Genomic DNA, 26,546 nt, shown 5'->3' with positions numbered 1-26,546 from the left:
TGACAGGCGATATCACGCATGCTGAGGACGATCGGACTCATCCTTCACACGCTCTGGGCCATCTGTACGCTTGCGACGGGAGCCTTCGTCGGTGCAACCGTCGGCTTTCATTCGGGCGGCTGGATCGGTGCCGTCGTCCTCGGCCTCGTCGGTCTGGTCATCGGCGCAGTAGGTGCGGCATTGCCGTTGGAAGCCATCGCATTGATCATAGAAGGTCTTTGATCCCTGTTCGGAACCGTTGCCGGTGCGAGAGGTTGCCTGCTCTCGTCTCGAACGGACGCAGCGCCATGACCGGACCCGAGCTCGCCAATCACTATCGCGCCTACATCGTGTGCCTGAATGCGCAGGCATGGCCGGTGCTCGGCGATTTCGTGCACGACCACGTCGTTCACAACGGCCGGCAGCTCGGGCTCAACGGCTATCGCGATATGCTGGTGGGAAACTTCGCCGATATCCCCGACCTTCGCTTCAACATCGGCCTGCTGCTGTCCGACCCGCCTCGCGTCGCAAGCCGGCTGGAGTTCGACTGCACGCCGCGTGGCGCGTTCCTCGGGCTGCCGGTCAACGGCCGGCGGGTCGCCTTCACGGAGAACGTGTTCTACGCATTCCGCGACGGCAGGATCGCGGAAGTATGGTCGGTGATCGACAAGGCCGCCATCGAGGCGCAACTCGCGCGAGCGTGAGTGAGGCTGCGAAGGAAGAGCGTGCTCTCAGATACAGCGCCCTCGCCCCTTGTGGGAGAGGGCATCGCCGGCCTATCCACGCACGCGGTTGGGTGAGGGGTTTCTCTCCACGAACAACGCTCGCCGCGAGAGACCCCTCACCCAACCGCGCTCGCCGCACTGTCATACATGCCCTCTCCCACAAGGGGCGAGGGCACACTCATAAGCACCGCGAAATGAGGCGGTCCACGTTGACTGCACTAGGACTGACTTGTTAGTTCCGCCCTATCCGATCGCCACCCCGCCACCGATGGTCCGGTTGAGCACCTGCGTCGTGCGCTCGATGCGCTCGGCGGCGGCGTTCAGCGCCTTGGCCACCGCGACTTGCGTGGCGCGGGCGCGGTCGCTCGCCTGGTTGCGCACGTTGCGCAGGCCTTCCAGCTCCTGCTCCAGCATCTGCACGCGCTGATTGGCGTCGATCAGCTCATCGCACACGGTGAGCGCAGCCATCACGGTCAGGCGGGCGTCGCCGATCTCGCCGAACTTGCCGCGCAGATTGGTGATGCGCGATTCCAGACTCTCCGCGAGCTTCAGCAGCCTGAGCTCCTGGCCCTCCTCGCACGCCATGCGATATTGGCGGCCGTTGATGGTGACGTTGATGTGGCTCATTCCTCGTCCTCATCGTCTTCAGCGGCGCCCTGCCCGTCGCCGCCAGCGAGCACGGCGCGGATGGTGCCGATCGCGGTGTCCAGACGTTCGGCGATCTCGCGATTGGTGCGCTCGAGCCGGCGCGTCTTCATCAGGGAGCCGTCGAGCTCGTCGGCGAGACGCGAGCGGTCGGCGCCGAGCGCCTGGATGCGCGTCGCCAGCTCGTCCTCGTCACGATCCGCCTCACGCCGCCGCTCGACCGCGCTCTCCAGCGCGTCGAGTGCCGTCATCAGTCGCCGCGTCGCCGCCTCGAGATCGGCGGCGCCGGGTTCCACCTGGCCGGCAAGATTGGCAGGGTGATCGTTCATGGCGCGGATGCGAGGCCCTCGGAGCAAGCGGGACGCGACAAAAGCGCTGTCCGGCAAGCGGTTACGGGCAAAATCTTACGTGCTGGGCGAGCCAAGCGCAACGCTCGGCCGAAACTATGCACTACTAAGCAACTTTTGGGACGTCCGGGACGTTGCATTGCCTTTGATTCCCGGAACCGAGGTGCTAATCAGCCCGCAAAATCCCGGCCCGCCAGCAATACCGGCGGCGTCCCTGTCATCAGCATTTCACGTTTGGACGGATTCCAGCATGACGCAGGTCGATCATTCCCGCATGGCCAACGCCATCCGCGCGCTCGCAATGGATGCCGTCGAAAAGGCGAAATCGGGCCATCCCGGCCTGCCGATGGGCGCCGCCGACGTCGCCACCGTGCTGTTCACCCGCGTGCTGAAATTCGATGCCGCGGCGCCCGCCTGGCCGGACCGCGACCGCTTCGTGCTGTCGGCCGGCCACGGCTCGATGCTGCTCTACGCGCTGCTGTATCTGACCGGCAACGAGGAGATGACGCTCGACCAGATCAAGCGCTTCCGCCAGGTCGATTCGCTCACCCCCGGCCATCCGGAGAATTTCCGCACCAAGGGCATCGAGACCACCACCGGCCCGCTCGGCCAGGGCATCTCCACCGCGGTCGGCATGGCGCTGGCCGAGAAGATGCTCCAGGCCGAGTACGGCAAGAAGATCGTCGACCATCACACCTATGTGCTGGCCTCCGACGGCGACCTGATGGAGGGCATCTCCCAGGAAGCGATCGCGATGGCCGGGCACTGGAAGCTCAACAAGCTGATCGTGCTGTGGGACGATAACGGCATCTCGATCGACGGCCCGCTGTCGATCGCCGACTCGGTCGACCAGGTGAAGCGCTTCAAGTCGGCCGGCTGGGCCGCCGAGCTGATCGACGGCCATGATCCCGAGGCGATTGCCGCCGCGATCGCGCGGGCGCAGAAGTCCTCCAAGCCGTCGCTGATCGCCTGCAAGACCACGATCGGCTATGGCGCGCCGACCAAGGCCGGCACCTCCAAGGTGCATGGCGAGGCGCTGGGAGCAGAAGAGCTGAAGGGCGCCAAGGAGAAGCTCGGCATCTCCTTGGAGCCGTTCTCGGTGCCCGACGACGTGCTCGCCGCCTGGCGCGAGGCCGGCCGCCGCGGCGCGGCTGCGCGCACGGAGTGGGAGACCCGGCTCGGCGAGATGGGCCCGCGCAAGCGCGCCGAGTTCGAGCGCCGGCTGCGCCACGAGCGCCCGGCGTCGCTGGCGAAGGCGCTGAAGGACCACAAGAAGGCGCTGCTGGAGACCCCGCTCAACGTCGCCACCCGCAAGTCCTCGGAGGCCGCGATCGAGGTGATCGCCGCAGCGATGCCGTTCGAGTTCGTGGCGGGCTCGGCCGACCTCACCGGCTCCAATAACAACAAGGCGAAGTCCGCGACCTCGTTCTCGGCCAAGACGCCGAAGGGCCGCTTCATCCATTACGGCATCCGTGAGCACGGCATGGCGGCGTGCATGAACGGCATCTTCCTGCATGGCGGCTTCGCGCCGAACGGCGCCACCTTCCTGGTGTTCTCGGACTACGCGCGCGGCGCAATGCGCCTGTCGGCGCTGATGGGCGCCGGCGTCGTCTACGTGCTGACTCACGACTCCATCGGCCTCGGCGAGGACGGCCCGACGCATCAGCCGGTCGAGCATCTCGCCGCGCTGCGCGCGATGCCGAACATGCGCGTCTTCCGCCCGGCCGACGCGGTCGAGACCGCCGAGTGCTGGGAGCTGGCGCTGAACCGCACCAACGGCCCGACCGTGCTGGCGCTGACGCGGCAGAACCTGCCGCAACTGCGCACGTCCGCGCCGGCGGACAATCCCTGCGGCCGCGGCGGCTATGAGCTGGTCGCGGCGCAAGGCGAAGCCAAGGTGTCGCTGTTCGCCACCGGCTCGGAGGTCGAGATCGCGGTCGCCGCGCAGAAGCAGCTCGCCGAGCGTGGCATCCCAGCCCGCGTCGTCTCGGTGCCGTCGCTCGAGCTGCTGCTGGAGCAGCCGGCCGAGACCCGGGCCGCGATCATCGGCAAGGCGCCGGTCAAGATCGCCATCGAGGCCGCGGTGCGCTGGGGCTGGGACGCGGTCATCGGCCAGGATGGCATCTTCATCGGCATGCATTCGTTCGGCGAGAGCGGCCCGGCCAAGGAGCTCTACAAGCATTTCGGCATCACCGCCGAGGCGGCTGTCGAGGCCGCCGTACAGCGGCTGGCGTAAGGCCTTCGGTCCCCCGCGCGGCCGTCCATCACGTCTGAGCGACCGGACAGCCGCGCCGGCGGATCCCTGATTCGCGACGGTTGAGCGAGCGCAAAAAAAGGACTACGAAAGGGCCATATCGTCCGCTCCCGCCCGGCAGAACCGGGCGTCAACAGGTCCAAACCCTCGTAGAGCCCTTGCCAGGGGCCGGCTACGAGGGACGAGAAACGTCATTGAACGATAAACGTCATTGAAGGAGACGAAAATGGCAGTCCGGGTCGGGATCAACGGGTTTGGCCGCATCGGCCGCAACGTTCTGCGCGCCATCGCGGAATCGGGCCGCAAGGACATCGTGGTGGTCGGCATCAACGATCTCGGCCCGGTCGAGACCAACGCCCACCTGCTGCGCTTCGACAGCGTGCATGGCCGCTTCCCGCACACCGTGACCGTCGACGGCGACACGATCGATATCGGCCAGGGCAAGATCAAGGTCACCGCCGAGCGTGATCCGTCGAAGCTGCCGTGGAAGGATCTCGGCGTCGACATCGCGCTGGAATGCACCGGCATCTTCACCTCCAAGGACAAGGCCTCCGCGCACCTGACCGCCGGCGCCAAGCGCGTGCTGGTATCGGCCCCGGCCGACGGCGCCGACGCCACCATCGTCTACGGCGTCAACCACACCACGCTGACGAGGGATCACCTGGTCGTCTCCAACGGCTCCTGCACCACCAACTGCCTGGCGCCGGTCGCCAAGGTGCTGAACGACACGGTCGGCATCGAGACCGGCTTCATGACCACGATCCACGCCTACACCGGCGACCAGCCGACGCTCGACACCATGCACAAGGATCTCTATCGCGGCCGCGCGGCGGCGATGTCGATGATCCCGACCTCGACCGGCGCCGCCAAGGCGATCGGCCTGGTGCTGCCGGAGCTGAAGGGCAAGCTCGACGGCGTCGCGATCCGCGTGCCGACGCCGAATGTCTCGGTGGTCGATCTCAAGATCGTCGCCAAGCGCAACACCGAGCCGAAGGAGATCAACGAGGCGATCAAGCGCGCCGCCGAGCAGGAGCTCAAGGGCGTGCTCGGTTACACCAATTCGCCCAACGTCTCGATCGACTTCAACCACGACCCGCACTCGTCGACGTTCCACATGGACCAGACCAAGGTCATGAACGGCAACCTCGTGCGCGTGATGTCCTGGTACGACAACGAGTGGGGCTTCTCCAATCGCATGGCCGACACCGCCGTCGCGATGGGCAAGCTGCTGTAACTCTCTTCAGTCATTCCGGGACGATGCGCCGCATCGAACCCGGAATCTCGAGATTCCGGCTGCGGTCCTCGGACCGCTCCGGAATGACGGCTGAGGAAGCGCCATGACCCTTCCTAATTGGCTCGGAATCCCCGGGGCGCTGCTGCTGATTGGCTTGATTGCCTATGGCTTCCGCCAAGGCATGCGGGTGACGACGAAGCAGGAAGGCCATCCGCCGGAAAACACCGACGGATATAATCACCACTGATTAGTCCCTCGTTTTACGGTGGCTTCAATGAAACAATTCCGCACCCTCGACGACGTCGATCCCAAGAGCAAGCGCGTGCTGCTGCGCGTCGATCTCAACGTCCCCATGGAGAATGGCCACGTCACCGACGCCACGCGCCTGGAGCGCGTCGCGCCGACCATCAATGAGCTCGCCACCAAGGGCGGCAAGGTCATCCTGCTCGCGCATTTCGGCCGGCCGAAGGGCCGCGACGCCAAGGACTCGCTGAAGCCGGTCGCCGCCGCGCTCTCGCAAGTGATCAAGCGCCCGGTCGCCTTTGCCGACGACTGCATCGGCGAGCCGGCGGCGACCGCCATCGCCGCGATGAAGGACGGCGACGTGCTGTGCCTGGAGAACACGCGCTTCCACAAAGAGGAAGAGAAGAACGATCCGGCCTTCGTGGCCGAGCTCGCCAAGCTCGGCGACATCTGGGTCAACGACGCCTTCTCCGCCGCGCACCGCGCCCATGCCTCGACCGAGGGCCTCGGCCACAAGCTGCCGGCCTATGCCGGCCGCACCATGCAGGCCGAGCTCGACGCGCTCGACAAGGCGCTGGGCCGCCCGGCCAAGCCGGTGATCGCGATCGTCGGCGGCGCCAAGGTCTCGACCAAGATCGACCTGTTGGAGAACCTCGTCACCAAGGTCGATGCGCTGGTGATCGGCGGCGGCATGGCCAACACCTTCCTGCATGCCCAGGGCGTGCAGATCGGCAAGTCCCTGGCCGAGAAGGATCTGGCAGCGACCGCGCTCAGGATCATGGAGAAGGCGGAAGCCTCGAACTGCGCCATCATCCTGCCGGTGGACGCGACCGTCTCCTATCACTTCGCAGCCAACTCGCCGTCCTTCGCCTATGGCCTCGACGCGATCCCGCCGGACAGCATGATCCTCGATGTCGGCCCGCAATCGACCGCACGCATCCATGCCGCGATCGACGATGCCGCGACGCTGGTCTGGAACGGTCCGCTCGGCGCCTTCGAGCTGACGCCGTTCGACCGCGGCACGATGGTCGCCGCCAAGCACGCAGCGGAACGCACCAAGACCAAGAAGCTGGTCTCGGTGGCCGGCGGCGGCGATACCGTCGCGGCCCTCAACCAGGCCGGCGTGGCCGCCGACTTCAGCTACGTCTCGACCGCCGGCGGCGCCTTCCTGGAATGGATGGAAGGCAAGCCGCTGCCGGGCGTGGAAGTGCTGAAGGCCTGATCCTCAGAGCTTGTCGGCCATGGATGTTTCTGTTATGTTCCATTCATGGCTGACACTCCGACAGACGCCGTGCACTCGATCCTGATCAAGATTCAGGAGAGCATTGCTGCGTTCCGATCGGAGTTTGGACAGTTCAGACAATCGACCGAGACGCGGCTCGATAGCTTGGAAACCTTGATCCGCAAGCAGCGGCGTGATTCCGCCGGCATGCTGGTCATGATGCGCGCGGCCGCCAGCGACTTCGACGAGCGAGTCAGTGCGGTCGAGGAGCGCATCGCGGCTCTCGAAGCCAGGAAGAGCTGAGCCAGCTCTTACGTGCTGTCCGTTGCGACGGATTTGGCTGATAACCTATGAATGGCCGCTGACAGCGCGGTCTGGTGGCCTGCGTCGCCCGCAACCCTTGGAATCTCCCGACCACCGCGTTATGCACGGTGCAGCAGTTTCGACACGTGCGCATCCTGCCGCACGGTCCAATTCTTAATCAGGGAGTTCCAGCCATGGCTCGTATCACGTTGCGTCAATTGCTCGACCACGCGGCGGAAAATGACTACGGCGTCCCGGCCTTCAACATCAACAACATGGAGCAGGCACTGGCGATCATGGAGGCGGCCAATGCGGTCGACGCTCCGGTGATCATCCAGGCCTCGCGCGGCGCCCGCTCCTATGCCAACGACGTCATGCTCAAGCACATGATGGACGCGGTCACCGAGATCTATCCGCACATTCCGGTGTGCGTGCATCTCGACCATGGCAACGGTCCCGACACCTGCATGACCGCGATCCAGTCCGGCTTCACCTCGGTGATGATGGACGGATCACTGAAGGCCGACGGCAAGACGCCGGCTGACTGGGACTACAATGTCGGCGTCACCAAGACGGTCGCCACCATGGCGCATCTCGGCGGCATCTCGGTCGAGGGTGAGCTCGGCGTGCTCGGCTCGCTCGAGACCGGCATGGGCGACAAGGAGGACGGCCACGGCGCCGAAGGCAAGCTGTCGCACGACCAGCTGCTGACCAACCCGGACGAGGCCGTGAAGTTCGTGCGTGAGACCCAGGTCGACGCGCTCGCGATCGCGATGGGCACCTCGCACGGCGCCTACAAATTCACGCGCAAGCCCGACGGCGACATCCTCGCCATGAACGTGATCGAGGAGATCCATCGCAAGCTGCCGAACACGCATCTCGTGATGCACGGCTCGTCCTCGGTGCCGCAGGACCTGCAGGAGATCATCAACGCCTATGGCGGCAGGATGAAGCCGACCTGGGGCGTGCCGGTCAGCGAGATTCAGCGCGGCATCAAGAACGGCGTGCGCAAGATCAACATCGACACCGACAACCGCATGGCGATGACCGGCCAGATCCGGAAAGTTCTGTCGGAGCACCCGGAGGAATTCGATCCGCGCAAGTACCTGAAGCCGGCGATGGAGGCGATGGCCAAGCTGTGCAAGCAGCGCCTGCAGGAGTTCAACACCGCCGGCCAGGCCTCCAAGATCAAGCGCGTGCTGACCACGGCCGAGATGGCCAAGCGCTACGCCAAGGGCGAGCTGGCTCCGAAGGTGGCGTGAGGCAGCTGCCGCCGCGCTGCGTTGAGCTTCTCGACCCCAGCAGCCGCCGCAACGGCGGTAAGCTCCCCTCCCCCTTGCGGGGAGGGGTCGGGGGGGTCCGGGGCGTACTATCAGTGATGAGATCGAAGGCGCATATCGACCATCGCGCTTGCGATTGAAGTGGCCGAACGCGTGCGCGCGACAGCGTTCACCACTTACGATCTCAACGCGTAACTCACTGAGTTCAGTGCGTGTGGCCCCCCACCCCCAACCCCTCCCCGCAAGGGGGAGGGAAGCCGACCACCGGTGACGTGATCGCTTGCTCCGATCAGCAACCTCCCCTTCACCTCTTCGAGAGTCCGCCTCACCGGCGGCCAATGTTTGCTCGGCATCCGCCCGAGAACCGTCTATTTTGATGGGCAGGGCAGGTGCGTCTGGAGCCAAGCATGAATCTCTCCGCACTGAACACCACGGCCCTTGCCATGGTTGCACCGGGCAAGGGCATCCTCGCCGCCGATGAATCCACCGGGACGATCAAGAAGCGCTTCGATGCCATCAAGGTCGATTCGACCGAACAGAACCGCCGCGACTATCGCGAGATGCTGTTTCGCAGCGAGGGCATGTCGTTCATCTCCGGCGTCATCCTCTATGACGAAACCATCCGGCAGCATGCCGCCGACGGCACCCCGCTGGTGAAGCTGATCGAAGCGGCCGGCGCCATTCCCGGCATCAAGGTCGATGAGGGAACACAGCCGCTGTCCGGCTGCCCCGGCGAGCGGGTCACGGTCGGCCTCGACAGGCTTGCGGATCGGCTGGCGACGTACTACGCGCTGGGTGCGCGCTTCGCCAAATGGCGGGCCGTGATCGATATCGACAAGGACAACATCCCTTCGATGACAGCGATCCATGTCAACGCGCATGCGCTCGGCCGCTATGCCGCCCTGTGCCAGGCAGCGAACATCGTGCCGATTGTCGAACCGGAGGTGCTGATGGACGGCGATCATGACATCGGTCGCTGCTTCGACGTCACGCGCCGCGTGCTGAACGAGGTGTTTCGTGAATTGCGCATCCAGCGCGTCGCGTTGGAAGGCATGATCCTGAAGCCCAACATGGCGGTCGCGGGCAAGCAGTCGCCGGACCAGGCCGGGGTGCAGGAGGTCGCCGAAAGGACCGTCCAACTGTTGAAGGAATGCGTGCCTGCGGCGGTGCCCGGCATCGCCTTCCTGTCCGGCGGACAATCCGACGAGAGCGCGACCGCGCATCTCGACGCGATGAACCGGCTCGGACCGCTGCCCTGGAAGCTGACCTTCTCCTACGGCCGCGCGCTGCAGGCGGCGCCGCAGCAGGCATGGGCAGGCAGGGCGGCGAACATCCCCGCCGGCCAGCGCGCCTTCACCCACCGCGCCCGCATGAACGCGCTTGCCAGCCGCGGCCAGTGGACCGCAGCGCTCGAGAAAGAGGCCGCCTAGTGTCCGGCAAGACGACATCCGCGCGGCCCGCGCCGCGCCTCTATCTGGCAACGCCGGTCGTGACCGATGCGGCGGCGCTGGCCGCCGGCCTGCCCGAGATCCTCGCCAGCGCCGACATCGCTGCGGTGCTGGTGCGGCTGAAGGACAGCGATCCGCGCAGCATGATCACGATGGTCAAGACGCTGGCGCCGGCGATCCAGGGCGCCGGCGCAGCGCTGCTGATCGACGGCCATCCCGACATCGTCGCCCGCGCCGGCGCCGATGGCGCGCACCTGACCGGCATCGCCGCGCTGGAGGAGGCGCTGCCCGGCCTGAAGCCGGACCGCATCGCCGGCTGCGGCGGCCTGTCCACACGCCATGATTCGATGCGCGCCGGCGAGCTCGGCGCCGACTATGTGCTGTTCGGCGAGCGCGATGCGCAGGGACGGCGGCCCTCGCCGGATGCCGTCAACGAGCGCCTCGCCTGGTGGGCGGAGCTGTTCGAGCCGCCCTGCGTCGGCTATGCGATCTCGCTCAAGGAGGCCGCGGACTTCGTCGCGGCGGGAGCCGATTTCGTGCTGGTCGACGACCTCGTCTGGAACGACGCCCGCGGCCCGGCCGCGGCGCTTGCTGAGATCAGCACCGCGATCCGCAGCGCCCATACGGCCGCGCCAGCCGACGCGCCAGGACAGAGCTGAACGGCGGCCGATGACGATCCTGCGCCTGACATGTGTCGTTGCTGCGCTCGCCATGGCGATGCCGGGCGCACGCGCGCAGATCTCGTTGACGCCGCCGGCCCTGCAGCCGGCCCCGGCGGAAAAGCCCAAGCCGGTCGAACGGCCGGCGGAGAAGGCGGCCGAGAAGGCCAAGCCGCCGGCAACGTCCGCGGCAAAGAAGCCGGCCCCCGCCCCGTCGGCCAAGCCGGCCGCTCCAGCGCCGGCCGCGACGCCACCGCCCGCCACCAATGATCCCAATGTCGACCTGGTCTACGGCGCCTATCAGCGCGGCCAGTACAAGACCGCGTTCGATCTCGCCACGCCGCGGGCGCAGGCCGGCGATCCCAAGGCCATGGCGATGCTCGGCCAGCTCTACGAAAACGCCCAGGGCATCCGCCGCGATTACGAAAAGGCGGCGATCTGGTACAAGCGGGCCGCCGAGGCCGGCGACCGCGAGGCGATGTTCGCGCTGGCGATGATGCGGCTGGCCGGGCGCGGCGGCCCTGTCGACAAGCTCGAGGCGGTCAAGCTGCTGGCCTCCGCCGCCAAGCTCGGCGAGCCCAAGGCGGCCTACAATCTCGCGCTGCTCTATCTCGACGGCCAGACCTTGCCGCAGGACCTCAGGCGCTCGGCCGAGCTGCTGCGCCTGGCTGCGGATGCCGGCAATGCCGAGGCGCAATACGCGCTGGCGACCTTCTACAAGGAAGGAACCGGCGTGCCGAAAGACCTCGAAAAGGCCGCGCAATTGCTGAAGGCGGCCGCGATCGCCGACAATATCGACGCCGAGGTCGAATACGCCATCGCGCTGTTCAACGGCACCGGCGTGCCGAAGGACCAGCCCGCGGCCATCGCGCTGCTGCGCCGGGCCGCGCGGCAGAACAGCCCGGTCGCCCAGAACCGGCTGGCGTGGGTGCTGCTGTATGGAATCGCCACCCCGATGGACAAGGTCGAGGCCTACAAATGGCACCTGGTGGCCAAGACCGCCGGCAAGGGCGATCCCAAGCTCGACGAGAAATTCGCCGACATGCCCCCCGAAGACCGCGCCAAGGGCGAACAGGCCGCCAAGCACTGGCTGGGCACCATCAAGTGATCGGCCGCTGATCCGGCCTTGACGCGGCCGCCCCGGCAGGGCACCCACAGCCAGCCATTTCACCCGCCTTCGTCCGCTTCCGGGGAAGGCGCGCACCGCGAGGTGCGGTCAGCCCAGCGCATCGAGCTCATGATCCATTCCGCCCTCATCAACGTCATGGTCAAGGCCGCGCGCCGCGCCGGCCGCAACCTCAAGCGCGATCTCGGCGAGATCGAGCACCTGCAGGTGTCGCTGAAGGGGCCGGCCAATTTCGTCTCCCGCGCCGACAAGAAGGCCGAGGAGATGCTCTACGAGGATCTCTCCAAGGCCCGGCCCGGCTACGGCTTCCTCGGCGAGGAGGGCGGCAAGCGCGAAGGCAGCGACAAGTCGCACACCTGGATCGTCGACCCGCTCGACGGCACCACCAACTTCCTGCACGGCATCCCGCAATTCGCGATCTCGATCGCGCTGCAGCGCGAGGACACCGTGATCGCCGGCGTGATCTACAATCCCGCCAATGACGAGCTCTACATCGCCGAGCGCGGCAAGGGCGCGTTCCTCAACGACCAGCGGCTGCGCGTCGCCGCGCGCAAACAGCTGCATGAATGCGTCATCGCCTGCGGCCTGCCGCATATCGGCCGCGGCGATCACCAGCTGTTCCTGCGCGAGATGACCTCGCTGCAGGTCAAGGTCGCAGGGCTCCGCCGCTTCGGCGCCGCCTCGCTCGACCTCGCCTTCGTCGCCGCCGGCCGTTTCGACGCCTATTGGGAGCGCGACCTGCAGCCCTGGGACATCGCCGCCGGCATGATCCTGGTGCGCGAGGCCGGCGGCACCGTGTCCGGCATCGACGGCAAGGAGGACGCGCTGGCGACCGGGCACGTGGTGTGCGGCAACGAGGTCATCCACCGCGAGCTGGTGAAGGTGCTGAAGGCGGCGGCGTAGTTTCCCTTGTGGAGTGGCATTGCCACGGCGCTCGCCTCACATTCGGTGTCGTCCCGGCCTTGAGCCGGGAGCCATAGCCACCGGCCGTGCTGATTGACTGAGATGCCTCGACTGGCGTGCCCAGCACATCTCCCTGGGGGTATGGGTCCCGGATCTGCGCGCGCGTGCCGCGCGCTTGTCCGGGACGACACCGAGGGTGAGGCTGGCCGCGCCTAGTATCGCCGTCCGCTGGTGAAGGCCTGCGGCGTGGCACCTGGCAGCGCCGGAGAGTTGATGTCGCTGTCGACGCGATCGGACGACTGGCCGGCGTAGCTGAAGCCGAGCGACAGGCTGACATTGGACGTCGGCTTGAACTCGACGCCGCCGTTGATCGCGTAGGCCGGCGTAGACGTCGAGCGTCCGTCGAACGTCGCGAACGGGCCGCCCAGGCCGGGATTGTATTTCAGCGTGTCGAAGCCGCCGTAGAGGCTGACCCCGCTCTTGAACGTGTAGCCGTATTGCGCGCCCTCGGTGGTGTACGAGCCGAGCGCCCCATAGCGATTGACGATGTTCGAGCTCAGGCCGACTCCCGAAAGCGCCGCCCAATTGTTCGTCACGCTGTAGCGCCGCGCGAAGAAGCCGCTGTCCTTGCCGCTGCCCGTGAAGCTTGGAAAGTCGCCGTAGGAATCGAGGCTGCCGGAGTCGCTGAAGCCGACCGGCCAGCCCGGCAGCCAATATTTGACAGGATCGGATTGGGCGTGGGCGGCTGTCGTGCCGAGACCAGCGAACACCAACGCGAGAACAGATTTGCGAGAGACCATCGACATGCCGTACCCGTCACGTGTCGTCGCAGCATACACGGACGGACCAAGAAACTCCAGTCGCGGGGATTGCAGCATCATGTCCCAGCGCCGGCGGTGCTCTCCCCTACCCCTTGCGGGGAGGGGTCGGGGGTGGGGGTCCGCGAACTCCGAACGCCGATAAGGGAACATATCTTCGGGCGCCCACGAATGAGCAAGCGGCTTGCGTTTCTCGCTCAAGCAAATGAGCGGCGTCGTGGATGGGAGTAGATTTCATCACATTGAGCGGGACTGGTGGACCCCCACCCCCAACCCCTCCCCGCAAGGGGGAGGGGAGCGCACCGACGGCTTGGCGAGATTGCGGCTCGCTTGATCGAGCGAGGTAATTCGATCGCCTACGGCTTCGCCGGCGCCGGCGGCCCGTACACCTCGCGCCCCGCCGCGGGCTCCGTCTTCTCCCGATCGCCCGCGAGCACGCGCTGCACCGAGACGAAGAACACCGGCACCATCAGCAGCGCCAGGATCACCACCGCGATCATGCCGCCCATCACGTTGGTGCCGAGCGCCTGCTGGCTGGCACCGCCGGCGCCCGTCGCCATCGACATCGGCAGCACGCCGCAGACGAAGGCAAGGCCGGTCATGATGATCGGGCGGAAACGCAAGGAGCAGGCCTCGATCGTCGCCGCGACCAGCGGCTTGCCGTGGGCGCGCAGATCCTTGGCGAACTCGATGATCAGGATCGCGTCCTTTGCGGCGAGGCCGATGATGGTGATCAGCGCCACCGTGAAGTACACGTCGTTCGACAGGCCGCGTAGATTGGCGGCGACGACGGCGCCGAGGATGCCGAGCGGCACGGTCAGGAGCACCGCGAGCGGGATCGTCCAGCTCTCGTACAGCGCAGCGAGACACAGGAACACGACCAGCGCCGACAGACCGAGCAGCAGCGGCGCCTGCGAGCCCGACAGCTTCTCCTGCAACGACTGTCCGGTCCATTCATAGCCGAAGCCGCGCGGCAGCTTGGCCGCGAGCCGCTCCATCTCCTTGAGCGCATCGCCCGAGGTGTAGCCCGGCTTGGCCTCGCCGGAGATGCGGATCGCCGGATAGTAGTTGAAGCCGGCGATCTGGGTCGGTCCCTTGGCCCATTGGATGGTCGCGAACGACGAGAACGGCACCAATTGTCCCTTGGCGTTCTTGACGCTGTAGTTGAGGATGTCGTCCGCGTTCATGCGGCTGATGCGGTCGGCCTGCACCACGACGCGCTGCATGCGGCCGCGGTTGGGGAAGTCGTTGACGTAGGTCGAGCCGAGATTGGTCGAGATCGTGTTGTTGATGTCCTCGAAGGTGACGCCGAAGGCACCGGCCTTCTCGCGGTCGATCATCAGATTGACCTGGGGACCCTGCGGCAGGCCTTCGATGAAGACCTTCTGCAGCACCTGGCTGGCATTGGCCTCGGCGATCAGCTGGTCGGCGGCCGCGGTCAGCGCGGCATAGCCCTTCTGGCCGCGGTCCTGCAGGCGGAAGCTGAAGCCGGAGGAGTTGCCGAGATTGTCGATCGGCGGCGGCTGCAGCGCGGTGATCTTGGCGTCGCGCAGGCCGGCGAGATCGCGGTTGATGTCGGCGACCAGCGCCGCGGCGCTGTCATGCTTGCCGCGCTCCGACCAGTCCTTCAGCGAGATGAAGGCCTGCGCGGTGTTGACGCCCTGGCCGGCATAGCTGAAGCCGGTCAGGAAGGTGACGTCCTCGATGCCCGCGCGCTTGGCGAGATACCTCTCGACCGCCTCCACCGCCGCCTGCGTCCGCGCGTAGGACGAGTCCGCCGGCGTCTGCACGTCCGTCGTGATGAAGCCCTGATCGTCGACCGGCAGGAAGCCGCCCGGCAACCGGATGAAGGCGAAGGTCAGCCCGACCAGGAAGATCGCATAGATCAGCATCAGCCGGCCGGTGCGCTTCAGCGCGCCGCCGACCACGCCGGTGTAGCGGTTGCGGCTGTTGTCCATGAAGCGGTTGAACCAGCCGAACAGGCCTTTCTTCGCGTGACCGTGACCGGCCGTGACCGGCTTGAGCAGGGTCGCGCACAGCGCCGGCGTCAGCGACAGCGCCAGCAGCGCCGAGAAGCCGATCGCCGCCACCATGGTGACCGAGAACTGCCGGTAGATGATGCCGACCGAGCCGGGGAAGAACGCCATCGGCACGAACACCGCCATCAGCACCAGGGTGATGCCGATGATGGCGCCGGTGATCTGGCCCATCGCCTTGCGCGTCGCCTCCTTCGGCGACAGCCCCTCCTCGGTCATGATGCGCTCGACGTTCTCGACGACGACGATGGCGTCGTCGACGAGGATGCCGACCGCGAGCACCATGCCGAACATCGTCAGCATGTTGATGGAGTAGCCGACCAGCATCAGCGTGGCGCAGGTGCCGAGCAGCGCCACGGGCACCACGATGGTCGGAATGATGGTGTAGCGGATGTTCTGCAGGAACAGGAACATCACCACGAACACCAGCACGACCGCTTCGACCAGGGTCATCAGCACCCGCTTGATCGACGCCTTCACCACCGGCGTGATGTCGTAGGGAATCTCATAGGTGATGTTGGAGGGGAAGAAGCGCGACAGCTCCTTCATCTTGGCCTCGACCGCACCAGCGGTCGCCAGCGCATTGCCGGTCGGCGACAGCAGCACCGAGAGACCCGCGGTCGGCTTGCCGTTGAGGCGGGTGTTGAACTGATAGCTGAGGCCGCCGATCTCGACGCGCGCGACGTCGCGCAGCCGCACCGTCGAGCCGTCGGGGTTGGCGCGCAGGATGATCGCGCTGAACTCGTCGGGTGAATCGAGCTGGCCCTTGACCAGCACCAGCGCCGAGGTGCGCTGCGAGGTCGTCGCGGGCTCGGCGCCGATGCTGCCGGAGGCGACCTGCGCGTTCTGGGCGCCGATCGCCTTGGTGACGTCGTCGGCGGTCAGACCGTAGCCGATCAGCTTGGCCGGATCGAGCCAGACGCGCAGCGAGCGCTCGGTCGAATACAGCGTGGCACGGCCGACGCCGGGGATGCGCCGGATTTCGCCGAGCACGTTGCGGATCATGAAGTCGCCGAGGCCGACCTCGTCGAGGCTGCCGTCGGTCGACTGCAGGGTGATGATTTGCAGCACCGCGGCCGAGGCTTCCTCGACCAGGATGCCCTGCTGGATGACCGCGCGCGGCAGCCGCGCCTCGACGCGCTTGAGGCGGTTCTGCACCTCGACCGAGGCGTCGTTGGTCGACGTGCCCGGCACGAAGTTGGCGGTGATCTCGACCTGGCCGAGCGAGTCGCTGGTGGATTCGAAATTGAGGATGCCGGAGGCGCCGTTGAGCTCCTCCTCGATCAGCCGCGTTACGCTGTTGTAGAGGTTCTCGGGCGACGCGCCGGGATAGCTGGTCGAGATCGAGATCGAGGGCGGCGCGATGATCGGATATTGCGCCACCGCCAGCAGCGGGATCGCGATCGCGCCGATCAGGCAGATGAACAGCGCGACCACCCAGGCGAAGATCGGCCTGTCGATGAAGAAGCTCGGCATGGCGACTTACCGCGACGTCGACTTCGATTCGAGCTGCGTCGCGGCGCTGACCTCGGTCCAGACCTGCGGCGCGACCCTGTCGCCGGCGGCAAACTTCTGGAAGCCGTCGACCACGACCTTGTCGCCGGCGCGCAGACCGTCGGTGATCAGCACCAGGCCGTCCTGGATCGGACCGGTGCGGATCGGCCTCGCGATCGCGCGGTTGTCGTCGCGGATGACGTAGACCTCGGAGCCGCCGGCCGCATTGCGCTGCACCGCCTGCTGCGGCACGCCGACGGAGTCGCTGTCGATGCCCTGCTCGATGCGGACGCGGACATACATGCCCGGCAGCAGCTCGCGCTTGGGATTGGCGAACTCGCCGCGCAGGGTGACCTGACCAGTGGCGGCATCGACCTTGGCGTCGGAGAACAACAGCTTGCCCGGGATCGAGTACGGCGTGCCGTCGTCGAGCACGAGACGGACCTTGATCGCGTCGGGCGAGATCTGGTCGAGATCGCCGGACTCGAACGCGCGGCGCAGGCGGTTCAGCTCGCTCACAGACTGGGTGAAGTCGGCATAGATCGGGTCGAGCTGCTGGATCGTGACCAGCGAGGTCTCGTTCTGGACCGCGATGGCGCCTTCGCTGACCTGGGCCGCGCCGACGATACCGTCGATCGGCGCGCGCACGGTCGCGTAGTCGAGATTGAGCTGGGCGCGCGCGAGATCGGCCTTGCGGGCCTCGATATCGGCCGCAGCCTCGCGTTCCGACGAGATCGCCTTCTCGTTCTCGACGGCTGGCGCCGCGCGCTCCTTGAACAGCTGCGCGATGCGATTCGCCTGCTGCACGGCGCGCTCATGCACCGCTTCGGCCTTGGCCAGCGCCGCACGGCTCGACAGGATCTCGACCTCGAAGGGTCGCGGATCGATCCGATAGAGCGGATCACCCGCCTTGACCTCGCTGCCCTGACGGAACAGCCGCTCGACGACGATGCCCGAGACGCGCGGGCGCACGTCGGAGACGCGGGTCGGCGCGATGCGGCCGGGCAGCTCGCGCACGATCGCGCGCGCCTTCTGCTCGACGGTCACGATGCCGACCTCGGGGATGACGATCTGCTCATTGGCGGAGGCCTGAGCCTGGATGGGGTCGTTGCAGCCGGCCAGCAGCGGCGCGGCGGCCGCGAGCATCAATGCACTGCTGACCAGCGACGCGCGAAAACGAGACATGAGTGGAGGAGCCCCCTCGATGATGATGAAAACCAGTCGACCGGATGGCCCGGTCATGGCGCCATTCTGGCGCTCGCCTTGCGTGCAACATAGAAAACAGCTGCTGCGACGCAACGCGGAACCTGGGCGGCTTGATGTCACACGAACTACGTAGCTGATAGATTTAGCTTTTTCGCGACTCACCTGATTGTGAGCGCTTTGTGGCAACAAGTTCCGGGCAGGTTCCGCAGAGCGAAACGCGAATCCCATGACGGCGCTGCGGCATCCCGCCGCAGCGAACAAATTAGTTGGCCGGCCGCAGACGGTAATGGCTGACGCCCCATTCGCGGCCTTCGTCATGGCCGAACAGACCCGCGGTGGCGAGGAAGAACCAGCGCCAGCGGCGCATCCAAAGCGTCGCGTCGTCGCCATAGACGGGCTGCAGCACCTGCAGGATGCGGTCGCGGTCGGCGTCGAAATTGGCGAGCCAGTCCCGCGCCGTGCGCTGATAATGCGCGCCGCTCCAACGCCATTCTTTCTCGACCGCGAACAGATCGTCGTACTGCCGGATCAGCCCGTGGCTCGGCATGATGCCGCCGGTGAAGAAGTGCTGCGCGATCCAATCCTCGCGATCGTTGCGGTCGAACAGGTAGGATGCGATGCGATGGGTGAAGATGTGCATGAACAGCCGGCCATCCGGCAGGAGCCATGCCCGGACCCGCGACAGCAGCTCGCGCCAGTTCATCATGTGCTCGAACATCTCCACCGAGACGATGCGATCGAACCGCGCGTCGGGAGCGAACCCGTTCATGTCGGCGGTGACGACCCGCAAATTGAGCAGGCCGCGCGCGGCCGCCATCTCCTCGATCGCGCGGCGCTGCGAATGTGAGTTGGAGACCGCCGTGATCTTCGCACGCGGGAACTGCCGGGCCATGAACAGCGACAGCGAGCCCCAGCCGCAGCCGAGCTCCAGAATGCTCTGGCCGTCCTGCAGATCGGCATTGGCCACCGTCTGGCGCAGCGCCTCCTCCTCCGCCTCCTGCAGGGTCGAGACCGGCTCCTTGTAGAAGCAGCAGGAATATTTGCGGTTCGGCCCGAGCACGCGGGCGAAGAACGCCGCCGGCACCTCGTAGTGCTGGCTGTTCGCCGCGTCGGTATGCTCGGCGATCGGCCGCGTCGTCAGCAGGCGGGCGAACTCTGCGTCGCCCATCGCATCGGCCCCGCCGAGCCGCGCCGCCGTGCGCGCGCACAATTCGGAGATCGCCGAGCGTATGACGGCATCGGGCAGCGGCACACGCTCGGCGGCGCCGATGATGGTCGAGATGAAGCTCATGCTGTGGCTCCGTTGCGGGGCGGCAGGGGAAAGAACGCGCTGGTGCGCGCCTGGTAGGCCCGGTAGCGATCGCCGCGCGAGCGCAGCATCTGCTGCTCCAGCGGCGGGATGCCGGTGACGTGGACCAGGATCCAGTACATGAACAGCGGCGCGAGCAGGCTGGCGAAGCCCCACGGGTGGTCGAACGACAGCGCGATGACCGGGTAGGACAGCCAGCACACCCATTCGAAGAAATAGTTGGGATGGCGCGACCAGCGCCACAGGCCGACGTCGCACACCTTGCCCTTGTTGGCGGGATCGGCACGGAACGCCTTGAGCTGAGCGTCGGCGACGCCCTCGCCGGCGATCCCTGCGAACAGCACGAGGATGCCGAGATAGTCCTGCAGCCGCAGCTCGGCGGCCGGCGCATGGGCGGCGACGAACATCGCGAACACCAGCGGGATCGAGCCCCAGGCCTGCTGCTGCAGGAACAGGAACATCTTTCGCGGTGCGGCCGCGCCCCATTGCCGGGCAAACTCCGCATAGCGCGGGTCGTCGGAGATGCCGCGGCTGCGCGCCGCAACATGGCCGCCGAGCCGCAGCGCCCAGACCGCTACCAGCACCGCGACCAGCCATTGCCGCGCGTTGGGGGCGGCGCCGCCGGCGGGCCAGATCGCGCCGACAGCGCCGACCAGCCCGACGGAAAACGTCCAGATCGCGTCGACCCAGCCGGAGTTGCCGCTGCGCTGCTGCACGACCCAGGCGAGCCCCATCAGCACCGACATCGCCACGGCCATCGCCAGCAGCGCTTGCAGATATTCAACGACGGTCATGACAAAGCCAGGGCGTTCCCGCTAGATATGAGCCACGGGACTAACTACGCCGCGGATGCCCGCCGGTTTCAGCCATAGTTCCGCGCAGGGGACGGGATTGCGCCGATCGCGGCTTTTTTCCCGCTGCTGCTGTGCCATAGTGGATTTCAGGGACCGGTCCCCGCAACGGATGTCATCGACAATGCCTCAAGGCTCCCCCTCCCGCTCCGCGATGGACGTCGAACGGACCAAGCTGTCCACGCCCCGGATCTTCCTGGTGCGGATGCTGGTCTTCCTGGTGCTGTGCGCCCTGGTCGGCGTCGTGCTCTACAAGCAGATCGTCATGGCGTTCTTCGCCAATCCCGGCCTCAACGCCCTGATCGGGGCGGTGCTGCTGATCGGCGTCATCCTGTCGTTCCGACAGGTGGTCCGGCTTTATCCGGAAGTGTCCTGGGTCAACAATTTCCGCATCGCCGATCCCGGCCTGGCGGTGCCTCGCCACCCGGTCCTGCTGGCGCCGATGGCGGCCATTCTCGGCCGCGAGCGCTCCGGGCGGATGTCGATCTCACAGCAGACCATGCGCCATCTGCTCGACTCGATCGCGACCCGGCTGGACGAGGCCCGCGACATCTCGCGCTACATGACCGGCCTTCTGGTGTTCCTGGGCCTGCTCGGCACGTTCTGGGGCCTGATCGAGACGGTCGGCTCGGTCGGCAAGGTTATCGAAGGGCTGAAGGTCGGCGGCGACGCCGGTGCGCTGTTCGACACGCTGAAGGGCGGCCTTGCCGCGCCGCTGGGCGGCATGGGCATCTCGTTCTCGTCCTCGCTGTTCGGCCTCGCCGGCTCGCTGATCCTCGGCTTCCTCGACCTGCAATCGAGCCAGGCGCAGAACCGCTTCTATACCGACCTGGAGGACTGGCTCGCCGGCACCGTGCGGGAATATGGCGGCAGCGGCGACACCGGTGCCGACCTCTCGGTTGCCATCGAGCGGCTGCGCACCGCCATGGAAGAAGGCTCCAACCGCGGCGCCACCGCGGCGATGGCCAACCTCGCCGAGGCGATCCAGGGCCTGGTCGGGCACATGCGCACCGAGCAGCAGATGATCCGCGAATGGGCCGACGGCCAGGGCGAGCAGAACCGCGAGATCAAGCGGCTGCTGGAGCGGCTGGCGCGGCAGACGGAGAAGAGTTGAGCTGCTCCGTCGGCCGGCCCAGGCCGAACTACTAGACGAGCTAGGAGACGCTGAATGGCGCTTGCCCGTACCCGCCGCGGAGATTCCGGCCTCAACTACTGGCCGGGCTTCGTTGACGCGCTGTCGACGCTGGTGCTGTCGATCGTGTTCCTGCTGACCGTGTTCCTGGTGGTGCAGTTCTTCCTGTCGCAGGAGGTCACCGGCAAGGACAAGGCGCTGGAGCAGCTGAACGCCAAGATCGCGCAGCTCAACGAGATGCTGTCCCTGGAGAAGCTCGGCAAGCTCTCGCTGGACGACCAGGTTGCGCAGCTGCGCGCCGGGCTCGCGAACGCCGAGGCCGAGCGCGACCGCGTCAAGGGCCTCTATGACGGGCTCGCCAATGCCGGCAGCAATGCCGCCGGCCGCGCCAACGAGCTCAACCGGGCGCTCGACTCCGAGAAGCAGGTCACGGCGCGGGCGCTGGCCCAGATCGAGGTGCTCAACCAGCAGATCAGCGCGCTGCGCCGCCAGCTCGCCGCGCTCGAGGATGCGCTCGATGCCTCGGAGAAGCGCGACAAGGAATCGCAGAGCCGCATCGCCGATCTCGGCTCGCGCCTCAACGTCGCGCTGGCACAGCGGGTGCAGGAGCTGACCCGGTACCGCTCGGAGTTCTTCGGCCGGCTGCGCGCCATCCTCGGCAACCGTCCCGACATCCGCGTCGTCGGCGACCGCTTCGTGTTCCAGTCGGAGGTGTTCTTCGACACCGGACAGGCCACCCTGCTGCCCGAGGGCCAGCAGGAGCTGAACTCGGTGGCGACCGCGCTGGTCGACCTCGACAAGCAGATCCCCGCAGAGATCTCCTGGGTGCTGCGGGTCGACGGCCACACCGACGTTCGTCCGATCAACAGCCCGGTGTTCAAGTCGAACTGGGAATTGTCCTCGGCGCGCGCCATCTCGGTGGTGCAATATCTGATCTCGCTCGGCGTACCGGCCCAGCGCCTGGTCGCGGCGGGCTTCGCCGAATTCCAGCCGCTGGATCCTGCAAACACCGAGGAAGCGTTCCGCCGCAACCGGCGTATCGAGCTGAAGCTGACGGAGCGGTGACGTCGAACTCCACCCTCCGCCCCTATCGCGCCGAGGACGAGGACGCGGCGATCGCGCTGTGGCAGGAGACGTGGCAGCTCGCCTATCCCGCCATCGATTTTGCCGCGCGCGTACCGTGGTGGCGCGAGCGCTGGCGCAATGAGCTGGTGCCGAACGCAGAGGTGATCGTCGCCGAGACGGAGGGGACGCTCGCCGGCTTCGTGACGATCGACGCAACAGGCTATCTCGATCAGCTCGTGGTCTCGCCCCAACATTGGGGCTCGCCGCTCGCCACGCAGCTGGTCGATGCCGCCAAGCAGAAATCTCCTGGAGGCATCACGCTGCTGGTCAACAAGGATAACGCTCGCGCGATCAGCTTCTACAGGCGCAACGGCTTCGTCGATGCCGGCGAGGACGTCAACCCGACCTCGGGCCGTCCCGTGCTGCGGATGGCGTGGACGCCTTAGTCGCCGCGACGGGCCGCATCACGGTCACATCAACGGTGTCGTCCCGAACGACCGGGCGCAGCAAGGGCAGATCCGGCACCCATACTCCGCAGCAGACGTTTTGAAGGACGCGGCCACGGGCATTTGCCCGTCAAATATCGGGCTGGGGTTATGGGCCCCTGCTTTCGCAGGGGCGACACCGAGTGTGGGGTGGCCAGCAACTACACGCCGCGGAACAGCACGCCGATGGTCAGCACCACGAAGGCAATCGCCAGCGCATCGAAGGCGTGCGCTGCCGACAGCAGCGGCACCGACGCGTGCATGTAGTGCGCGAGCATCGCGACGAGCGCGAGCACCAGCGCGATCGCGAAGATGACGAACGAGGGTGGGGTGAGGGCAAAACTGCCACGACGATAAGGCATGCGCGTTGCTCCTGTGCGGTTGGGCGCGCAGCAGGACGGCGCGCCATCTGTTCCGGCAGGGAACGTATAAAGCGGGAGAAAGGTTGCAGGGTCGGGAACAAGAATTCCGAGAGTGTTGCCGCTCATCCACGGTGTGGCCGAAACTACACGCCCTCGAACTGCAGCCGGGCCAGCCGCGCATAGAGGCCGTTGGCCGCAACCAGCGACGTATGGGTGCCCTGCTCGACGATACGGCCGCGATCCATGACCAGGATGCGGTCGCAGGAGAGCACCGTCGCAAGGCGATGCGCGATCACCAGCGTGGTCCGGTCCTTCATCAGCCCCTCGAGCGCGGTCTGCACCAGCGTCTCGCTCTCGGCGTCGAGTGCAGAGGTCGCCTCGTCGAGCAGCAGCAGCGGCGCATCGCGCAGGATGGCGCGCGCGATCGCGATGCGCTGGCGCTGGCCGCCCGAGAGCGTGACGCCGCGCTCGCCGAGCGAGGTGTCGAAGCCGTTCGGCAGGCGGCGGATGAATTCGCTGGCATGAGCGAGATCGGCCGCGCGCTCGACCTCGGCGTCGGTCGCCTCGGGCCGGCCGAAGCGGATGTTCTCGCGCGCGCTTGTCGCGAACACCACGGATTCCTGCGGCACCAGCGCGATGCGCTCGCGCATCTTGCGCGGATCGGCCGCGCGCACCGGCACGCCGTCGCACGAGATCGAGCCGGAGGCGGGATCGTAGAAGCGCAGCAAAAGATGGAACAGCGTGCTCTTGCCGGCGCCGGACGGGCCGACGATCGCAACCTTCTCACCGGCGCGGATCGCAAACGAGACGTCATCGAGGACGCGGACGTCGGGGCGGCTCGGATAGGCGAAGCTGACGTGGTCGAAGCCGAGGTCGCCACGCGCCGGCTCCGGCATCGGGCGCGGCTGCGCGGGCGCCGTGATCTCCGGCTGCACATGCAACAGCTCGAACAGCCGCTCGGCCGCGCCGGACGCCGCCGACACTTCGCCCCAGACTTCCGAGAGCTGGCCGAGGCCGGCGGCGGCAAAGGCCGCGTAGAGCACGAACTGACCGAGCCGGCCGGCGCTGATCGCGCCGGTCAGCACGTCGTGCGAGCCGACCCAGAGGATCGCGACCACGCTGGAGAAGACGATGAAAATGATGATCGCGGTGAGCACGCCGCGCGCCTGGGTCGAGACCCGCGCCGCCTCGTAGGCCTGCTCGACCTCGCCGCCGAAACGCGCCGCGGCGAGCTTCTCGCTGGTATAGGCCTGCACGGTCCTGATCGAGCCGATCAGCTCGGACGCATAGGCCGAGGCGTCGGCGAGCGTGTCCTGGGCGTTTCGCGACAGCCGCCGGACCCAGCGCCCGAACGCCACCAGCGGCAGCACGATCAGCGGGATCGCCAGCAGCACGAAGCCGGACAGCTTCGGGCTCGTGATCACCATCATCGCGGTGGCGCCGATGAACAGCAGCAGATTGCGCAGCGCGATGGACACGGAGGCCCCCGCCGCCGATTTGATCTGGGTGGTGTCGGCGGTGAGCCGCGACACCAGCTCGCCGGAGCGGGCGGAATCGAAGAAGGACGGCGACAGCGACATCAGATGCGCGAACACGTCGCGCCGGAGATCGGCGACGATGCGCTCGCCGATCGTCATGACGAGGTAGTAGCGGGCCGCGCTTGCCAGCGCGAGCACCGCCACGACGGCGATCATGACGCTGAAATAGCTGTTGATCAGCTCGATGCCCTTCGGCGTGAAGCCGAAATCGATCATGCGGCGGACCGCGATCGGCACCAGCAGCGTGGTCAGGGCCGCGACCGTGAGCGCGATCAGCGCCAGGAGGGCGCGGCCGCGATAGCGCAGGACATAGGGAGACAGCGCCAGCAGCGGGCGCAGCTTCGAGCGCCGCACAGGGCTTGCCGGCTCGGCCAATGCCTCGACGGCCGCAACGGCATCTCCGACCGGATCCTGCCCTGGGGCAGCGCCCTGCCGTTCGTCAAGCCGTTCCACTGCGCTCATGGGCCACCTGAGAATTCTTCCAAATACCGATCTGCCGTCCTGATAGGCCTGCCGGGCCGGGCTTGGCAAATCCGGAAACGTACCAAGGTGTTCAACCGCGACCTTGGCTTGTTTTGGGCAGAACCTTGGGCTATAGAGCCGGCCAATTGTCCCCCTTCAGTGACGACAGGATCAGGCGCGGCCGCGCCGCATCATGTCCTCGCATCGTGCCGCAGGATCAGCCATGAAAGCCGACATTCACCCGAATTATCATACGATTACGGTCGTGATGACCGATGGCACCGAGTACCAGACCCGCTCGACCTGGGGCAAAGAGGGCGACAAGCTCAACCTCGACATCGACCCCAAGTCGCACCCGGCCTGGACCGGCGGCACCCAGCAGATCATGGATCGCGGCGGCCGCGTCTCGCGCTTCCAGAAGAAGTTCCAGGGCTTCCTCAAGAAGGATTGATCCTTCCTGGGCCCTCGGCACCGGCCATCCTGGCCTGCGCCCATGGACAGCTCACAGCAAAACGCCCCCGGACACGGGGGCGTTTTTGTTTCTGGGCTGGACGCAACGAGACCTCCGGGTGAGGCGAGCGGCCCGGCAGGGCCGCCCGATGCCGCGGCCTACTGCTCGAACGCGGCCTTCAGCCGGTTGAGATGCGGCACCAGCGGATTGCCGATCGCGCTCTGGTCCGGCGGCGGGGAATGAATGGTCGAGTCGAGGCGGCGGACCCGCACCTGCAGGCTCATCGAGCGCGAGATCAGGCTCTGCAGCTGCTGCGGCAGCTTCTCCAGCAGATCATCCGGCCCGGGATCTGCGGCGGTGAGCTTGACCTTGGTCTTCTCGCGGTTGGCCTGGCTCAGGGTCATCTCGCCTTCCTTCACCGCGCGGTGCAGGAGCAGCCAGGACGCCAGCTGCATCAGGCGGGTGGTGAGGCGCATGCTCTCGGTGGCGTAGGTCAGGCTGACGGCGCGGTCGAGCGCCTTGGCCTCGTTGCGGCCGTCGCCATCGAGATAGGCGGCGGTCTCCTCGACCAGATCCATGCCTTCCCGGAACAGCGCGCCGAATGCAGCAGAATTGGTGAGCCGCTCGTTGAACTGAACCAGAGCGCCATCGCCCAGCAAACGGTCCGACATGGTTAACGCCTCTTAAACGCGACTGTTTACGCAACCCGGCAACGTCGCCGGTATGATGAACAAATCATTGCGCGGCCGGTTTCGAGAGTCCAGCAGCAACGCCTTTTATGGTTTCCACGGCGTGGGCCATGCCGTGCCCTCGTACCACTTGCGACTGCAACACGGCCGATCGCGGCCGAGTCGCACGATCAGCTCAACTAGCAACCATGATCACGGCAATAGTTTGCAGTCGTCGAACGAGGATCGTCACGCCTGCCGCGGCGCACGGGATTTTCGCGCGTGACCTGCTGGCGACCGA

General features: G+C 66.7%; 26 protein-coding genes. 16 read left to right on the top strand and 10 right to left on the bottom strand.

The features are described from left to right. The first annotated feature begins 18 nt into the window (after positions 1–18). Complete coding sequence (locus ACQR1H_RS10550) at positions 19–222, top strand: hypothetical protein (RefSeq protein WP_434907514.1); 204 nt, start codon at positions 19–21, stop codon at positions 220–222. 65 nt (positions 223–287) lie between these two features. Then, positions 288–683, top strand: coding sequence for an ester cyclase (locus ACQR1H_RS10545; RefSeq protein WP_434873343.1), 396 nt, complete (start codon positions 288–290; stop codon positions 681–683). 264 nt (positions 684–947) lie between these two features. Here ACQR1H_RS10545 and ACQR1H_RS10540 read toward each other — a convergent pair whose 3' ends face one another. Then, entirely contained in the window at positions 948–1,331 is a 384-nt protein-coding gene (locus tag ACQR1H_RS10540; protein ID WP_315804786.1) for a cell division protein ZapA, read from the bottom strand. Beyond that, positions 1,328–1,678 carry a DUF4164 domain-containing protein gene (locus tag ACQR1H_RS10535; protein WP_315804785.1) on the bottom strand — a complete coding sequence of 117 codons (351 nt, stop codon included), beginning with the start codon at positions 1,676–1,678 and terminating at the stop codon, positions 1,328–1,330. The genes ACQR1H_RS10540 and ACQR1H_RS10535 overlap by 4 nt, the downstream gene beginning before the upstream one ends. Positions 1,679–1,946: 268 nt before the next feature. Between ACQR1H_RS10535 and tkt the strand changes: the two genes are divergently transcribed. The 10 genes from tkt (at position 1,947) to ACQR1H_RS10485 (ending at position 12,368) form a co-directional block, all read left to right on the top strand. Then, positions 1,947–3,932, top strand: coding sequence for a transketolase (tkt, locus tag ACQR1H_RS10530; RefSeq protein ID WP_434873344.1), 1,986 nt, complete (start codon positions 1,947–1,949; stop codon positions 3,930–3,932). 244 nt (positions 3,933–4,176) lie between these two features. Beyond that, entirely contained in the window at positions 4,177–5,184 is a 1,008-nt protein-coding gene (gene gap / locus ACQR1H_RS10525) for a type I glyceraldehyde-3-phosphate dehydrogenase (RefSeq protein ID WP_434863945.1), read from the top strand. Between the two features lie 103 nt (positions 5,185–5,287). After that, the gene (locus ACQR1H_RS10520) at positions 5,288–5,431 is read left to right on the top strand and encodes a hypothetical protein (RefSeq protein ID WP_316216507.1); all 144 of its coding nucleotides are present in this window, start codon (positions 5,288–5,290) and stop codon (positions 5,429–5,431) included. Between the two features lie 27 nt (positions 5,432–5,458). Beyond that, positions 5,459–6,649 carry a phosphoglycerate kinase gene (locus tag ACQR1H_RS10515; protein ID WP_316177327.1) on the top strand — a complete coding sequence of 397 codons (1,191 nt, stop codon included), beginning with the start codon at positions 5,459–5,461 and terminating at the stop codon, positions 6,647–6,649. 45 nt (positions 6,650–6,694) lie between these two features. Continuing rightward, on the top strand, positions 6,695–6,952 hold the full coding sequence (locus tag ACQR1H_RS10510; protein WP_434846209.1) for a hypothetical protein: 258 nt from the start codon (positions 6,695–6,697) through the stop codon (positions 6,950–6,952). Positions 6,953–7,146: 194 nt separating this feature from the next. After that, positions 7,147–8,214, top strand: coding sequence for a class II fructose-bisphosphate aldolase (gene fba, locus ACQR1H_RS10505; RefSeq protein ID WP_315804780.1), 1,068 nt, complete (start codon positions 7,147–7,149; stop codon positions 8,212–8,214). Between the two features lie 425 nt (positions 8,215–8,639). After that, positions 8,640–9,662 carry a class I fructose-bisphosphate aldolase gene (locus ACQR1H_RS10500; RefSeq protein ID WP_434881814.1) on the top strand — a complete coding sequence of 341 codons (1,023 nt, stop codon included), beginning with the start codon at positions 8,640–8,642 and terminating at the stop codon, positions 9,660–9,662. Continuing rightward, on the top strand, positions 9,662–10,339 hold the full coding sequence (locus tag ACQR1H_RS10495) for a thiamine phosphate synthase (protein WP_316216506.1): 678 nt from the start codon (positions 9,662–9,664) through the stop codon (positions 10,337–10,339). Before ACQR1H_RS10500 ends, ACQR1H_RS10495 begins: the two co-directional genes overlap by 1 nt. Before the next feature lie 10 nt (positions 10,340–10,349). Continuing rightward, on the top strand, positions 10,350–11,447 hold the full coding sequence (locus ACQR1H_RS10490) for a tetratricopeptide repeat protein (protein WP_316216505.1): 1,098 nt from the start codon (positions 10,350–10,352) through the stop codon (positions 11,445–11,447). 129 nt (positions 11,448–11,576) lie between these two features. Then, entirely contained in the window at positions 11,577–12,368 is a 792-nt protein-coding gene (locus ACQR1H_RS10485) for an inositol monophosphatase family protein (RefSeq protein WP_315804776.1), read from the top strand. Positions 12,369–12,580: 212 nt separating this feature from the next. On the opposite strand, the gene ACQR1H_RS10480 is transcribed toward ACQR1H_RS10485, so the two are convergent. From ACQR1H_RS10480 to ACQR1H_RS10460, 5 genes are all read right to left on the bottom strand, one after another. Further along, complete coding sequence (locus ACQR1H_RS10480; RefSeq protein ID WP_434907513.1) at positions 12,581–13,174, bottom strand: outer membrane protein; 594 nt, start codon at positions 13,172–13,174, stop codon at positions 12,581–12,583. A 368-nt stretch (positions 13,175–13,542) separates the two neighbouring features. Beyond that, positions 13,543–16,698 carry a multidrug efflux RND transporter permease subunit gene (locus ACQR1H_RS10475; RefSeq protein ID WP_434907512.1) on the bottom strand — a complete coding sequence of 1,052 codons (3,156 nt, stop codon included), beginning with the start codon at positions 16,696–16,698 and terminating at the stop codon, positions 13,543–13,545. A 6-nt stretch (positions 16,699–16,704) separates the two neighbouring features. Then, positions 16,705–17,901, bottom strand: coding sequence for an efflux RND transporter periplasmic adaptor subunit (locus tag ACQR1H_RS10470; protein ID WP_315804844.1), 1,197 nt, complete (start codon positions 17,899–17,901; stop codon positions 16,705–16,707). A 283-nt stretch (positions 17,902–18,184) separates the two neighbouring features. Beyond that, complete coding sequence (locus ACQR1H_RS10465; RefSeq protein ID WP_434907511.1) at positions 18,185–19,213, bottom strand: SAM-dependent methyltransferase; 1,029 nt, start codon at positions 19,211–19,213, stop codon at positions 18,185–18,187. Continuing rightward, entirely contained in the window at positions 19,210–20,025 is an 816-nt protein-coding gene (locus tag ACQR1H_RS10460; protein WP_434907510.1) for a DUF1295 domain-containing protein, read from the bottom strand. Before ACQR1H_RS10460 ends, ACQR1H_RS10465 begins: the two co-directional genes overlap by 4 nt. Positions 20,026–20,206: 181 nt before the next feature. On the opposite strand from ACQR1H_RS10460, the gene ACQR1H_RS10455 reads away from it, so the two are divergent. From ACQR1H_RS10455 to ACQR1H_RS10445, 3 genes are read left to right on the top strand one after another with little or no spacing between them, the layout of a single operon-like run. After that, positions 20,207–21,196, top strand: a complete 990-nt coding sequence (locus ACQR1H_RS10455; RefSeq protein WP_315804771.1) for a flagellar motor protein MotA — start codon at positions 20,207–20,209, stop codon at positions 21,194–21,196. Between the two features lie 54 nt (positions 21,197–21,250). After that, positions 21,251–22,279: a peptidoglycan -binding protein gene (locus ACQR1H_RS10450; protein ID WP_315804770.1), complete on the top strand. Its 1,029-nt coding sequence runs from the start codon at positions 21,251–21,253 to the stop codon at positions 22,277–22,279. Further along, entirely contained in the window at positions 22,276–22,725 is a 450-nt protein-coding gene (locus ACQR1H_RS10445) for a GNAT family N-acetyltransferase (RefSeq protein ID WP_315804769.1), read from the top strand. Before ACQR1H_RS10450 ends, ACQR1H_RS10445 begins: the two co-directional genes overlap by 4 nt. Positions 22,726–22,925: 200 nt before the next feature. Here ACQR1H_RS10445 and ACQR1H_RS10440 read toward each other — a convergent pair whose 3' ends face one another. Beyond that, entirely contained in the window at positions 22,926–23,126 is a 201-nt protein-coding gene (locus ACQR1H_RS10440; RefSeq protein WP_006614616.1) for a hypothetical protein, read from the bottom strand. 143 nt (positions 23,127–23,269) lie between these two features. Continuing rightward, positions 23,270–25,126, bottom strand: a complete 1,857-nt coding sequence (locus ACQR1H_RS10435; protein WP_434873350.1) for an ABC transporter ATP-binding protein/permease — start codon at positions 25,124–25,126, stop codon at positions 23,270–23,272. A gap of 223 nt (positions 25,127–25,349) precedes the next feature. On the opposite strand from ACQR1H_RS10435, the gene rpmE reads away from it, so the two are divergent. Beyond that, entirely contained in the window at positions 25,350–25,577 is a 228-nt protein-coding gene (gene rpmE, locus ACQR1H_RS10430) for a 50S ribosomal protein L31 (protein ID WP_012046762.1), read from the top strand. Positions 25,578–25,735: 158 nt separating this feature from the next. Here rpmE and ACQR1H_RS10425 read toward each other — a convergent pair whose 3' ends face one another. Beyond that, positions 25,736–26,248, bottom strand: a complete 513-nt coding sequence (locus ACQR1H_RS10425) for a DUF1465 family protein (RefSeq protein WP_315713893.1) — start codon at positions 26,246–26,248, stop codon at positions 25,736–25,738. Positions 26,249–26,546 lie beyond the last annotated feature (298 nt).

The sequence above is a fragment of the Bradyrhizobium sp. HKCCYLRH2015 genome (genome assembly GCF_051168215.1).
GTDB lineage: Bacteria > Pseudomonadota > Alphaproteobacteria > Rhizobiales > Xanthobacteraceae > Bradyrhizobium.
Note: the sequence above shows the minus strand (reverse complement) of the source record. Positions and strands in the feature narration are given on the sequence as shown.